Below are 12725 nucleotides of genomic sequence, written 5' to 3' on the forward strand. Positions count from 1 at the left end.
GCTGATTCCATAAGGGTTTCAGAGGGGTACTGTTTCTGTCTGTACCAATTTTGTACCAATCAAGCTGTTTTCGAGCTTACCGAGCTCACCCCAGTCGGTGCTGGAGTTGATCCATCGGGCGTAAGTCGATAGCAACATCTGAACGCTATGACCGAGCTGAGTGGCAATAAACGCAGGGTTCATACCCGCCATGAGGCACATGGTAGCGTATGTGTGTCGGCAGTTGTATTGCCGGCGGGCGCGAATCCCCAATTTGGTCAGTGCAGCCTGGAAGTGTTTGTCAGTCACACTCGATTGTTGAATGAACTCGAAGTTCTTGGTTGGCGGAAACACGTAGGGCGAATCTGCGCGTTTGCGGCGGCTTTGCAAGGCGCGTTGTTGTGCTTCCAGCTCGGCTTGCTCGAGGGCGTGCAGCGCTCGGCTATTGAGCATGACTTGGCGCACGTTCCGGGTTTTGGTGCGCTCCTCGATCTTGTAGTCCGCGACGATCCGACACACGTTGACCAGTCGCTTTTCCTTGTCGACCTCTTCCCAGCGCAGTGCCGCGATCTCGCTGGGGCGCATTCCGGTGTAGAAGGCGAACTCGAAGTACGCCGCGTAGATCCGCATCGAATGGGCCAGCGTCTTATATAGATGATCAATGATCTGGTTGGCCTCGCCAACCGTGAACGGATCGATGGGCTTTTTGGCCTTTACCGGCAGCTCGATGGACTCCACCGGGTTACGGTTGATCAGGCCATCTTTTACCGCGGTACCGAACACTGTGGTCAGGCGCTGGATCGCCGCGCGCTTCACGCCCGGCGTAGGCCATTCTGTGTTGGCCACGACCTTGCGCAGCATCACCGACGTGATGCTGTCGATAGGCAGCATCGCCAGATAAGGCATCCAGTACAGATTGAGCGAGCCGAGGTAGTTCTTGCGTGTCCCAGCCACGATTTCGCGACTGTTGAGCCACTCCTGGGCGTACTCCCCGAAACGGGGAGTCGCCGAGTAGTTTGCATAGGTGGAGTTTGGGAACAGTTCGGCGTAGCGCTGATCATCCAGCACGCCGTGCTTGATCAGGCTGGTTACGTTAGCGCGTAGGTCGGCGGCAGCCTTAATCCCCTTCGGCGTTTGGGGATAGGGGAGGGTTTTGCAACGGCGTTGCCCGTTCCAGGTGAAGCGAATGCGGACGGACTGTCCAGCAAATTCAACTCCGGTGGGCAATCCCATTGGCTCTCGAGCCATGCTTCGTATCTCCTTAGGCTGTAATAGATGCGGCTATCGATGCTGTTCCAGACCCCTTTGGGGATAACGCCTCTGGCGCGCTTGCCTTGTAATGCCCGGCGGGTGGTGCCGACCAGTTCGGCCATCTTGTCTTCTGGAATCTTGTCGAGGTGGTAGGTCGGCAGCGATAGCTCTGCCACCTCATCACACTGCGTATACCCCTCGACAAGCTGCGCGGGCGAGCGTTTTTGAGCGATAAGCGTTGCACTGTGGGGGGCTGCCTCGCGCAGCTTTTCGTGGGGGGTAAAACCCTCGGTCGTTCTGTTGTAAGCGTCAATGATGCGAGCTGCTGCGCAGCAGCTGTTTGTTACTGGCGTGGCGATACTGTGATCATTGCGGAGCAAAGCGGTCTGAGTACGAGGGATATTTTGAGCGTTCGTCATGCCGCTTTCCTCCGTAGTTCGATAGAGAGTTGATCCATCAAGTGCTGGTGGTAATTGAGTTGGGCTTCTGCAGCAGTCCAGGGTCGGATGGTTTCGACTGAAGGTTCGATGCCAATAAGACAGTCACTGATAGCCGGGGCTGCTGGCATGAGATCTCGGTATTCAGTTGCCATCGTAACGAGGCTTGCCTCGTATACGCATTCGGGAGTCTCGTGGGAAAGGCTGAAGCGCTCGCAAATACGTTGCCAAATAACATCTTCAAAACGCTGCTGGAGGAACATCCATATCTTGGGGTGTTCGTTGATCACAGCCACATACGCGTCGGTGGCGGCATAAAGTAGCGCTGCGAGTCTGTGTTCTTCCGGCACCATAGCGGCAACGATGCAGCTGTGCTGGGCAACACTGTAGAACTCGCAGGCTTGGCCTTCGAAGTGGCACAGGTGGGCGAGCGCGTGAGAGATGTCGTTCGGTTCAATCATGATGGTGTCGGGTTTGAACAGTTCGAACCGTTTGCCGGTGGAAGTCAGAATCTCGCTCATGCGGCACCACCTAAAGCTGTATGCATTGTTGTGGCGATTGCTTGGTTATCTTGCTGGAAAAATAATGCAGCTTTCTCTGCATCGACCGTACTGAGGGAAGGGCTGAAAGGCTCTATCACCACCTTTGCGACACCGGTTCTTTCTGTGGGCATCAGTAGTTCAGCCATGGCGAGAGCCTGATCACATAGAGCGGTTGTTTCACGAGTGATGACTTTACCGGTGCGCAGCGCATTGAAAGTGGCGGCGGCTATTCGCAGCTTCTCCGCAATATCCAGCAGAGTCTGACGAGCAGGCTCCCCGAGTTTCGAGGCTGCCAGGGCGCGCTCGTAGTGGGCGTACAACTCCTTGTACTGGTCGCGAGCCTGATTGAGGGAGTGCGTCAGGTTGCGGATATCTTCCGAGTTATCTGCGCTCTGAATGGCTTTGCCTTCGTTGATTCCGTCTCGATACCCAACGCAGCCACCGACGTCGTAGCCTTCGCTATAGCCTTGCGATTGACCCTCGGAATGTCCATTGCTGAAGCCGCTCCGGTATGTGAGCCAGCAAACGGCGGCGGTCGTGAGGATGATTGCTATCAGCGCGTAAATTTGAACTGCTGTCATTTGGTTTGCTCCTGATTCAGTGTTGGACTGGTGGTGGCAGTCCTTGGGATAAGTCTTACTCGGTTGGCTCGTCTTGCTGACTCTGCATGCCTTCGTCGGCCTGGTAGGCGCGAATATCTATGAGCGATGCAACGTGTCGAATGTGGGCGTACTTGGGCGCTTTCCGACTTGGGTCCAGTGTGGTGATCGGAAGCTGGATCCGACCGCTATTGATTTCAATCACAAACTTTTGCTCGTTGAGGTTGCGGAAATACTTTTCGCGCACGGCCTCCAGCGGAATCAGCACATCGCCGAAGGTGCGGTACAGCAGCTCGATGGTCGTGGATTCAGGAGCGGGGCGTAGCCGCAGTGGGGCTTGGGCTGCATTACTCATGGCTTTGTGTGGCCTCCTTGCGTTTGCTTCTTGCTGGATGGTTCCAGGCGTTCAGGCAATGGCGTTTGGTCAACTCCCGCAGATTCTCGGGCACCTCAAGGAGCGCGGCATTGCGCTCCTCTCGTGTCCGCATTGCGATGATCTGTCGGGCGTATTCCCTAGGCCACGTCACGGCGGTCTGCCGGAATTTCAGGTAGGTCGATGCCGAGTTTTTCAGCCAGCCAACGAATGCCGGCTTGCTTGACCCGCGTCGACTGGCTGTATTGCAAGCCGTACTTTTCGTCATACCAGGTGCCGTCCTTGACCCGCAGATACTCTTTGTCCCGTTTTGGGTAAGCCGGCAGGTTGCCCTTTAGCAGGTCTTTTTCCCGCATGAGTGCAATCAGTTTTGGACGTGTGAGGCCGAGTTTCGAGGCTGCTTGGGCGAGGGTGCGTTCCATGTCGTCCACCTCATGCCGCGTGTGCGGCAGGTGTTGCAGCGGCCGCGAGATGGTTGATGGACTCGATAACCATTAGGTAAATCTCGGTATCGGTGTCGCTCACGGTGAAGCATCGTGTTTTGGGGCTTTTGTTCCCGATGCTCAGGATGATGGTCGCCCCTCGGCGCGTGTGTGTGCGGTGAATGGCAACGTGCAGGGGGAGATCAAACCCCATGTCGAGGCTCAGCACGCCGCCGGTGCGCACCAGCTCAAGCACACGCTGCTTGTCTTGGGCTTCAAAGCGGCCGTATACGCGGCTGACATGCGGGAGATGAACCGGGTCGCTGCTATTGCTCGGATCGAACGGTCCGTTAGCGATCTCTTCAATGAAGTCGGCCAGCTTAAGGTGAGTTTTCTTGTCGCTTGGAAGGGTCAGCGTGTGGCGCTCAGTCCCCAGCTCGACACTAAATGCGGTCTCAGTTGCGCCCCGTTCTACTTTGAGGCGGAACGCAAGGCACTCGCGCGTGGGAGCGGTTCGTAGGACATGATTGAAGGTCTCGGTCAGATTGACCTGAGCTTTGAGCAACTGCAGGGTGCGGTTGTCGATTCGGTATTTGCTCACGCTGCGTGCCCTCCGCCCTTTGGATCAAAAGGAGAGGGTTGAGGCTTGGCAATAAGCTTTGGCTTGCTGTTGTGAATGATGACCAAGCAGCCGGTAACGGACTGCAGTTGCTCAATCATCCTTTTGTTGCTGACGCACGCCGGGTGGACGTGGAGGGTTGCGGTGGATTGCATGGGTGATGCCTCGCTCTATGGTGGAGAGTGAGGCAATATTAACCCTGAAGGTTATTTGGTCAAGAAAAAATAACCTTCAGGGTTAATTTTACAGGTCTGAGATTTTCCATCTCGCCCGACCACATATGTTCCAATCTTCAGTCATTCGGATTATGCGTTCCGGCCAATCAGGATTCAGCGCGTATAGATATCGTTCGCTACCCTCCTGCCTGAGTTGCTTGAGTGTTGCTGCCTCATCTCTAACGCGCTTCGCTGCAACATAATGACCCGGCAAGGCTTCGAGGGATGGATCGATCACGATCTTGTCTCCCTCCATAAACTTCGGTTCCATGCTCACGCCTTCAACTCTGAGAATGAATGCGCGTGGGCCCACTGGACCTGGAGCGTCAATCCATTCTTCTGCGTCTCTTGGTTCGAAACTCCCGTGGCCCTCGCACCATGAGCCCGCCGCAATTGAACCTATGACCGGTAGCTTACGTCCCGTATGGCTCAGCACAGTGGCGTTGTTGAACTCCCCTACACCATAGGGCATGTCGAGATAACCCTCGTGCAGGTGCAGAGCTTTTTCGAGTTCGCGCGCAATCTGGTCACCTATGCCTTTCGTAGGGTTTTTCCCTCCGAAAGCACTGACTTGAGCTGGAGCTTTACCTAGTCGCTCAGCTACGTCCGTCAGCCGAAGATTCCGCTCAGCGATGATTCGTCGAAAGTTATGAAGCCGGGTATCTGAAATTTTCATTTGATGATTTTGGCTTCATTAACCTTTCAGGTGAATGTCCTTGTGGGTATTGCAAAAAGTAACCCATAAGGTTAATTTGTGAGTCGGGAGGATTACCTAATGAACCTGCGTGACTACATCAGCAATATGGATAGGGAAAAGCTGAAGGCCTACGCGAAGCGCTGCCGTATTGCAGATAGCTACCTTCGCTTACACGTGAAATATGCAAGCAAAGATCCAAGCGTTTCACTAATCAAATCTTTGGCTCGCGAAAGTGATGGCTACGTTTCAATCGCAGAAGTGCTTGAGCACTTTGGAATTACGGATCGTGACTCACCAAGTGAAGCTGCTTAAGTAGAAAAAAGGCGACCTTAGGGTCGCCCAGTTCCTCCCGACACGCACCACCACAGCGCTGTCGGGCAGCGATAGGGGGGCGGGCAAACCAAATGCAAAACCGCCCACTCCTACGCGTTTTCCAAGGCTCGGAAGCTTTGGTGTTGCTGCCTTTTCCACCACAGAGCTGGCAGCTTTTGCGCCAGGGGTGAACAACGGATTGTTCGCCCCGGCACGGTGCTGGTGTTGGTCATAGGGACCTCGCCAGCGTTTGGGCCTATCAGCCACACGACAAATGTATCACCACTCCCTGTCGTGCGGCACTGGCAACATTCAAGGATTAATGCCATGAGCCGAATCGCTCTGAGTTCTGTAGATCGAGCGCAGCGGGAAGTCCTGCCGCTTGACCTCGCGCTTTATCACGCGGCACGCGATTACCCAGGCGGCGCCGCTGCTATCGCAGCCACCACTGGCCGAAACGCCACGACGTTGCAGCACAAGCTATCCCCAACCCATCCAAGCCACACCGTGAACATCCAAGAGTTTGGCGAGATCCTGGAACTGACGAAGGATCGCCGCATTCTGGATGCGGTGCATGCGCTGGTCGGCGACACGACTTGGCAGGAACTGGCTGAGGCCTACACCAACGACATGCCCGAGACATTGACGACCGGCATCGCGGAGTATTTCCGGCAAGTGGCGGATCTGGCCGAGACCTGGGCTAAGAGCATCGGTGACGGCGTCGTCACCGACCAAGAACTGGCGGCGATTCGTCTGCAGGTGTTCCGTGGGATTCAGGGGCTGCTCGGATTGTTCAACCGCGCCACCTACGTCAACCAGACGACGCGAGGTGCTGACCATGGCTGACATCGCAGACTTCGCTAATGATCTGGTTCTAGAGCGTGTCGACCAAGCGCTCGCAGCACGTCGAATCGCCGTCAAACCTGCCTTGGCGGCGCACTCGTTTCTGTTCTGCGAAGAGTGCGATGAGCTAATTCCGGAAGCGCGCCGTGTGGCGCAGCCTGGCTGCACGCATTGTGTGGATTGTCTTTCCCTCGTGGAATTGAAGGGAGCTCGTCATGCTCGATGAAGTATTGGCGCAGTTCGCGGATTACGGCCTTTTACCAGTGCAGCCGCTGGTGTTCGGTAAGCTCACTCGGTGCAAGACAGCGCAGGATAAGGGCACCGAGAAAAACGGCTGGTATGTCGCCCATGAACATCGCACCGAGAAAGGCGAGACGCTTATTTTCGGCTCATTCGGCGATTGGCGTTCGGGCGAAACGCAGAAGATCAAGGTTAAGGCCGGTCGGATGTCTCCCGAAGAACGCGAGGTTATGCGCGCCCGTCAGGAGGAGGGCAAACGTCGTGCTGCTGAGGTGGCAGCCAATGCGGCGCGCCGGGCGGCGAAGCGTGCGGACGGCTTATTCCAGCGCATGCCGGAGAAGGGTCGCAGCGAGTATCTGGACCGCAAGCAGATTGTCGGTTTCCGGGTTCGCTACGCGCCGCGCTCAGGTGCAGTCTTGGTTCCCATGAGCAATGCGCGGGACGAAGTCGTCGGGCTTCAGGTGATTTACCCGAGCAAACAGGAAGACACCGGTCGGGACAAGTCCTACTGGCCCTACGGGATGTCGAAAGAGGGTGCTTTCCACCTTATCGGGCCGGATGCTGAGCCAGGTGATCCAGTGCTGGTATGTGAGGGCTACGCCACCGGCGCCAGCCTGCACATGGCGACTTCGCTGACCGTGGCGGTGGCATTCGACGCGGGTAACCTGCTGGCCGTTTGTAAGGCCATGCGCGAGCGGTTTGCCGGTTGCCCTCTGATCATTTGCAGGGACGATGACTGGAAGACCACGAAGCCAAACGGCGACGCCTGGAACCCAGGTGAAGAGAAGGCCAATAACGCGGCACTGATCGTCGGTGGCCAAGTGGTTGCGCCGATCTTCTCCAGTGAGCGGGAAGTGAAGTGGACCGACTTCAACGATCTGCATGTCGCCGAGGGTTTGGAGGCGGTGCGCCGTCAGGTATTGGCCGTGGTCAAGCCACCGGCTGCAGGTGGTTGGAAAGATCTACTAGCTCGCAGCGATAGCGGCGCTCTGATCGCACACATGCAGAACGTTGAATTGATACTGGCCAATGATCCACGTTGGGCTGGGGTCATCAGCTACAGCGCCTTCAGTTCGAAGCTCGTCAAGCTACGTGCGGCGCCTTATGGCGGCGGCACGGGAGACTGGGCGGACATCGATGACGTGCGGGTGATGAAGTGGCTCGCGCAGCAATACAACCTTCGGGTCAAGGCGTCCCATGTGATCGAGGCGGTCAGTGTGGTCGCACATGATCATGCGTTTCATCCGGTGCGGCAGTACCTGCGCAAGCTCGAATGGGATCGCGTGCCTCGTCTGGAAAGCTGGCTCACCGATGTCATGGGTGTGAAGGCCACCGACTACTCGTCCAAGGTTGGCAAGCGCTGGATGTTGTCGGCCGTGGCGCGAGTGATGAAGCCTGGCTGCAAGGCTGACTCGGTGATGATCCTTGAGGGTGCGCAGGGCGCCGGTAAGTCGACGGCGATGAGCATTCTCGGCGGCGAGTGGTTCATGGATACGCCGTTCGCGCTGGGCGACAAGGACGGCTTTCAGGCGATCAGGGGCAAGTGGATTGTCGAGCTGGGCGAGCTGGACAGCTTCAACAAGGCCGAGAGTACCAAGGCCAAGCAGTTTTTCTCGGCGTCCACGGACACTTATCGCGAGAGCTACGGCCGTCGCACCATGGACGTGCCGCGCCAGTGCGTGTTCGTGGGTACGACGAACCAGGACGAATACCTCAAGGACGCGACTGGTAACCGCCGTTATTGGCCGGTGGCATGTACCAAAGTGGATCTGGAGTTGTTGCGCTCGATCCGCGACCAGCTTTGGGCCGAGGCGGTTTTCTGCTACGACGCGGGCGACCTCTGGTGGGTAACGCTGGATGAGGCGGCATTGTTCGCGGAGGAGCAGGACGAGCGCTTCGTAGTGGACGAATGGGAAACACCAATCTTGACCTGGTTGGAAGAGTCGCAGATTGGTGAGACCACGACCGGCAGCGAGGTGCTGACTCAGGCTCTCAAGCTCGACCCGGGACATTGGGGTAAGCCGGAGCAAATGCGTGTCGGTGCAATCCTGCATCGGTTGGGCTGGAGACGTTTCCGGCTCGGTGCAATGACCAAGAGTCGGCAGCGGTTGTGGGGCTACAAAAAGCCAGCGGACTGGGGGAAGGCGCCTGCCTTGGAATTAGAAGCTTCAGAGGAGCCTTGTTTCGGTGATTAAGGAGATCGATTCGCTGCTTCGGTTGTGGGCGCAGGAGCTGCATTCCGAACATTCGAAAGGGGGGCTTGCTGGGGGGAACATGGTTGCCATGATGATGGAGAGCAATGGGCAACTGATTCGTGGACGGCGGGCCTTTCGTGCGCCGCTGGAGAGTTCTCTCGACATCGAGCTGATCGTGAACAAGCATCTTCCGCCTGAGCTGGTGACGGTTGTGCGGGAGCATTACTGCACGCTCGACGTTGATATGCGCTTGCGGTACGCGCACTGCGGTTGTGGCCGTGACACGTACTACCAGCGCCTGCATGAGGCACACCTGCAGATCTTCGGCTTGATGATGGGGATGGCTGCGTGACCCCAGGCTTTCGTCCGGCTGTCGCTGTCCCACCGGCCCGCCTTGTCCCACTATGTTTAGACGTAGTGGGACAGGTGCGGGCCTTGTCTTTGCTGGGCTGTCCCACCGTCCCACCTTGCAACGTCACCCGCCCGCATATGCGTAGCAGACACAATGCACGCGCGCTTCACGCGCACGCGTGTTTATAAATTTCTCTCTTTACACGAGAAAATAGATAAATAAGTAGGACGGTGGGGCTAAGCCCCGAATCTAGGCGCTCTCAGACGTCCCACCTCAATTCTAAAAGGTAGGACAGACGGGACGCCGCCGAAACAACAGAATGCCGTGGTGAGTTATTCGCTTACATTCGCTAGACGTTCACACCACATTGACCACTTATTCACCGGGTGGCATTAAACCGGGGTTGCTGCCACCGGAATCGACCTGTAAAAAGTAGTCATCTTCGATAGGTGCGACCGCAGAGAGCGGCACGCACCAACCACCAAACCCGGCCATTGCGCCGGGATTTTGCGTTTAGGGGTTGGCGATGACAAGCGAGCAACAAGCACTGGCAGAAATGCCAATCTGGTTAGTGATCGTCCTGGCTCTGGTCGGTGGCGTATCGGGAGAGATGTGGCGGGCCGACAAGGACGGGGCGCGTGGCTGGGCATTGTTGCGCAGGCTGGCGCTTCGGTCCGGCGCCTGCATTGTGTGCGGGGTGTCGGCGATGATGCTGATGATCGCCGCCGGCATGACAATCTGGACGGCGGGCGCCTTGGGTTGCCTGACTGCGATGGCAGGTGCAGATGTGGCCATCGGGTTGTACGAACGCTGGGCTGCCAAGCGGCTTGGTGTGTGCGATGTCCCGCCGAATGGCGGTGGGCCAGCCTGAAACCGCCGGGGACCCTGGGGTTATTCGGAGGGTACGGGGTCGGAAACCCGCGGGAAACTGTTAGCCGCAGGTTCCTCAGCTTACTGAAATTTCAATCATTGAAATCTTGAAAGGATTCATTGAAATACGTTGAAAAAGGAGGGCTCATGACAGAACCAACCTACCTGTCGAAGAGTGCCTTCGCGGCCCGGCTCGGCAGGTCGCCGAGTTACATCACCTGGCTGAAAGATAACAACCGTTTGGTGCTTTCGCCCAACGGCAAACAGGTTGATGTGCATGCCACCGAAGCGCTGATTCGCGACACCGCAGACCCGAGCAAGGTCGCCGTCGCCGAACGACACCAGCAGGACCGGATTCAGCGTGACGTTTACAGCCAACTGTCCACTCAGACCGAGCCGACTTCCACGGCTGCGCCGCCGCAGGTTCTCACTGGCGATGGCAAGCAGCCCGATTTCCAAAAGGCCCGCGCCCTGCGTGAGCACAACATGGCGAAGCTGGCGGAGATTGAGCTGGGCAAAGCTCAGGGCTCACTGGTTGCCAAGGAAGCGGTCGAAATCGGCGCCTACAACGCCGGCCGCTTGCTGCGCGATCAGCTTTTCGGTCCGCTACCGCAGCTGTCCCATGACCTGGCGGCCATGACCGATCCTTGGCTGATCGAAAAACACCTGACCGCCACCTTCCGCCGAACGCTGGAAGAAGCCGAGCGCCTCTCAGCAGCGGACCTTGACCACGCCATGACAACGGACTGAACCCATGCACACGGAATTTCCTGACGGTGCTGAGGTGTACCGTGAGGCTTATTTCCGTGGACTGCGTCCCGATCCCGATCTCTGGATCGACGAATGGGCCGACGAGTACATGCGAATCCCGCGAGACACCGGTGCCCCTGAGCCCGGCCAGTACCGCACCTCACGGACACCTTATGCCCGCGAGCCAATGCGCTGCCTGTCGCCGGCTCACCCTTGCAGACGGGTGATCACCATGGTGGCCTCGCAGTTGATGAAAACCCAGATCGCCCTGAACTGGATGGGTGGACTGATCCACATGGCGCCCTCAAACATCCTGGCGCTGCTCCCCAGCCTTGGCCTGTCCAAGCGGGTTTCCGGGCGGATCAGCAAGACCATCAAGGCCACTCCCGTTCTGCGCGAGCGGGTCGCGGCCACCCGCTCGCGGGACGCACGCAACACGATGGACACCAAGGAATTCGAGGGTGGCTCGCTGTACGTCACCACCGCCGGTTCTGCGGCCAACCTTTCGGAGCTGTCGGCGCGTTATATCTACGGCGACGAAGTCGACCGCTGGGAGAATGACGTCGGCCAGGAGGGTGACCCCATCAAGCTGGCAGAGACGCGGGCGACCAACTTCGGTCGCAACGCCAAGATCTACTTCTCCAGCTCGCCGACGATCAAAGGCGCCTCGCGGATCGCCGACCTGTTCGAGTCTAGCGACCAGCGCTATTACTACGTGCCATGTCCTACATGCGGTCATATGCAGGTACTGGAATGGGAACGACTGCACTACAGCAAGGACCTCAGCACTGTGCATTACGAGTGCGCAGCACCTGAATGCGACGTTCTGATTGAGGAACACCACAAGAGCGACATGCTCGCCCGAGGCGAGTGGCGCGCTCACGCTGGTGGCGACGGCAAAACTGTTGGCTTTCATCTCAACGCGCTGTATTCGCCGACCGGCTGGATGGATTGGGCCGGCCTTGCCGAGGAGTTTGAAGACGCCAAGAAAGCTCAGGCCCAAGGCGACACGAGTCTGATGCAGGTGTTCTACAACACCCGTCTGGCTAAGGTCTGGGACAGCGCACTCGAACAGACCAAGGCGGAAGTGCTGATCGCTCGGGCGCGGCTGGAAAGCTACACCCTCGGTACGATGCCGGCCGGTGTGCTGATGCTGACCGGCGCCGTCGACGTTCAGGCCAATCGTCTAGAACTGATGGTGATGGGCTTCGGCGTCGGCATGGAGCGGTGGGTTGTTGACCACCAGATCATCTGGGGCGACCCGGCAGACGAACGCACCTGGGCGGTGCTGGACGAGAAACTCAAGGCTCGTTACCGGCATCCCTGCGGTGTGGGTCTAGCGATTCTCGCCGTGGGTGTCGACTCCGGCGGTCATCACACCGATGAGGTCTACCAGTTCTGCCGCGTTCGCCGCTGGCGCAACATCTTCGCCATCAAGGGCGCAAGCAAGCCTGGTAGACCGGTGATTGCACAGCGCCCGTCCATGGTTGACGTGACGTGGAAAGGCCAGACCGAACGCAACGGTGCCGAGCTGTGGTTCGTCGGCACTGACACCGCCAAAGACTGGATCTACAACCGCTATCCATTCCCAGACGGGCCGGGATCGCTGCACTTTGCCAACGACCTGCCGGACGAGTTTTTCGCCCAATGCGTCGCCGAGCGCAAAGTCGTCCGCTACGTGCGCGGGCACAAGCGCATCGAATGGGTGAAGGGCAAGGCTGAGCGCAACGAAGCGCTCGACCTGATGGTGTACTGCCTCGCTATGGCGCATTACCTCGGCATCAACCGTTACCAGGAACACGATTGGGACAGGGTGCGACAAGCCTTGGCCCAGTCCGGTTTGTTTGATGATGTCTTGAGCATCAAGCCTGTTCAGGGCGAGCGACTTGATGCTGAGCAAACACCGGCGCCCGCTGCTGTACGCCAAGCCCAATCGGCACCACCACCGGCTGCACCGGTTACACAATCGCGACCGGCAGCCCCCCCTCAACGCCGCAGCTCTGCCAGCGGCTATCTAAAGAGACGCTGA

General features: G+C 57.9%; 16 protein-coding genes. 8 read left to right on the forward strand and 8 right to left on the reverse strand.

The features are described 5' to 3' along the window. Window positions 1-18 precede the first annotated feature (18 nt). The 8 genes from ACA043_RS08970 to ACA043_RS09005 all read right to left on the reverse strand — a co-directional run bounded on the left by ACA043_RS08970 (window position 19) and on the right by ACA043_RS09005 (window position 5113). Window positions 19-1167 (reverse strand): tyrosine-type recombinase/integrase, encoded by a 1149-nt coding sequence (locus tag ACA043_RS08970; protein ID WP_497659630.1) that lies wholly within the window; start codon window positions 1165-1167, stop codon window positions 19-21. Continuing rightward, window positions 1068-1649 (reverse strand): hypothetical protein, encoded by a 582-nt coding sequence (locus ACA043_RS08975; protein WP_497658994.1) that lies wholly within the window; start codon window positions 1647-1649, stop codon window positions 1068-1070. The genes ACA043_RS08970 and ACA043_RS08975 overlap by 100 nt, the downstream gene beginning before the upstream one ends. Further along, window positions 1646-2188 (reverse strand): phosphohydrolase, encoded by a 543-nt coding sequence (locus tag ACA043_RS08980; protein WP_497658995.1) that lies wholly within the window; start codon window positions 2186-2188, stop codon window positions 1646-1648. Before ACA043_RS08980 ends, ACA043_RS08975 begins: the two co-directional genes overlap by 4 nt. Further along, window positions 2185-2790, reverse strand: coding sequence for a FliH/SctL family protein (locus ACA043_RS08985; RefSeq protein ID WP_497658996.1), 606 nt, complete (start codon window positions 2788-2790; stop codon window positions 2185-2187). Before ACA043_RS08985 ends, ACA043_RS08980 begins: the two co-directional genes overlap by 4 nt. Window positions 2791-2845: 55 nt before the next feature. Beyond that, on the reverse strand, window positions 2846-3163 hold the full coding sequence (locus ACA043_RS08990; protein ID WP_122691300.1) for a pyocin activator PrtN family protein: 318 nt from the start codon (window positions 3161-3163) through the stop codon (window positions 2846-2848). A 158-nt stretch (window positions 3164-3321) separates the two neighbouring features. Then, window positions 3322-3603: a phage antirepressor KilAC domain-containing protein gene (locus tag ACA043_RS08995; RefSeq protein ID WP_497658997.1), complete on the reverse strand. Its 282-nt coding sequence runs from the start codon at window positions 3601-3603 to the stop codon at window positions 3322-3324. A gap of 10 nt (window positions 3604-3613) precedes the next feature. Then, the gene (locus ACA043_RS09000; RefSeq protein WP_497658998.1) at window positions 3614-4204 is read right to left on the reverse strand and encodes a hypothetical protein; all 591 of its coding nucleotides are present in this window, start codon (window positions 4202-4204) and stop codon (window positions 3614-3616) included. Between the two features lie 261 nt (window positions 4205-4465). Beyond that, a complete protein-coding gene (locus ACA043_RS09005) occupies window positions 4466-5113 on the reverse strand; it encodes an XRE family transcriptional regulator (RefSeq protein ID WP_122691297.1) in 648 nt (215 codons plus the stop codon). 99 nt (window positions 5114-5212) lie between these two features. On the opposite strand from ACA043_RS09005, the gene ACA043_RS09010 reads away from it, so the two are divergent. The 8 genes from ACA043_RS09010 to ACA043_RS09045 all read left to right on the forward strand — a co-directional run bounded on the left by ACA043_RS09010 (window position 5213) and on the right by ACA043_RS09045 (window position 12725). Next, a complete protein-coding gene (locus ACA043_RS09010; RefSeq protein ID WP_122691296.1) occupies window positions 5213-5446 on the forward strand; it encodes a hypothetical protein in 234 nt (77 codons plus the stop codon). A gap of 327 nt (window positions 5447-5773) precedes the next feature. Next, window positions 5774-6292, forward strand: a complete 519-nt coding sequence (locus ACA043_RS09015; protein WP_038362352.1) for a phage regulatory CII family protein — start codon at window positions 5774-5776, stop codon at window positions 6290-6292. Then, window positions 6285-6515, forward strand: coding sequence for a TraR/DksA family transcriptional regulator (locus tag ACA043_RS09020; protein WP_497658999.1), 231 nt, complete (start codon window positions 6285-6287; stop codon window positions 6513-6515). Before ACA043_RS09015 ends, ACA043_RS09020 begins: the two co-directional genes overlap by 8 nt. Next, window positions 6505-8724 (forward strand): VapE domain-containing protein, encoded by a 2220-nt coding sequence (locus ACA043_RS09025; RefSeq protein ID WP_497659000.1) that lies wholly within the window; start codon window positions 6505-6507, stop codon window positions 8722-8724. Before ACA043_RS09020 ends, ACA043_RS09025 begins: the two co-directional genes overlap by 11 nt. Continuing rightward, window positions 8717-9076, forward strand: a complete 360-nt coding sequence (locus tag ACA043_RS09030; RefSeq protein WP_497659001.1) for a PA0613 family protein — start codon at window positions 8717-8719, stop codon at window positions 9074-9076. The genes ACA043_RS09025 and ACA043_RS09030 overlap by 8 nt, the downstream gene beginning before the upstream one ends. A gap of 526 nt (window positions 9077-9602) precedes the next feature. Further along, window positions 9603-9947 carry a phage holin family protein gene (locus tag ACA043_RS09035; RefSeq protein WP_038362364.1) on the forward strand — a complete coding sequence of 115 codons (345 nt, stop codon included), beginning with the start codon at window positions 9603-9605 and terminating at the stop codon, window positions 9945-9947. 146 nt (window positions 9948-10093) lie between these two features. Continuing rightward, entirely contained in the window at window positions 10094-10696 is a 603-nt protein-coding gene (locus ACA043_RS09040; RefSeq protein ID WP_073473034.1) for a terminase small subunit, read from the forward strand. A gap of 4 nt (window positions 10697-10700) precedes the next feature. Further along, complete coding sequence (locus tag ACA043_RS09045) at window positions 10701-12725, forward strand: phage terminase large subunit family protein (protein WP_497659002.1); 2025 nt, start codon at window positions 10701-10703, stop codon at window positions 12723-12725.

It is taken from the genome of Pseudomonas sp. LBUM1648 (assembly GCF_059716145.1).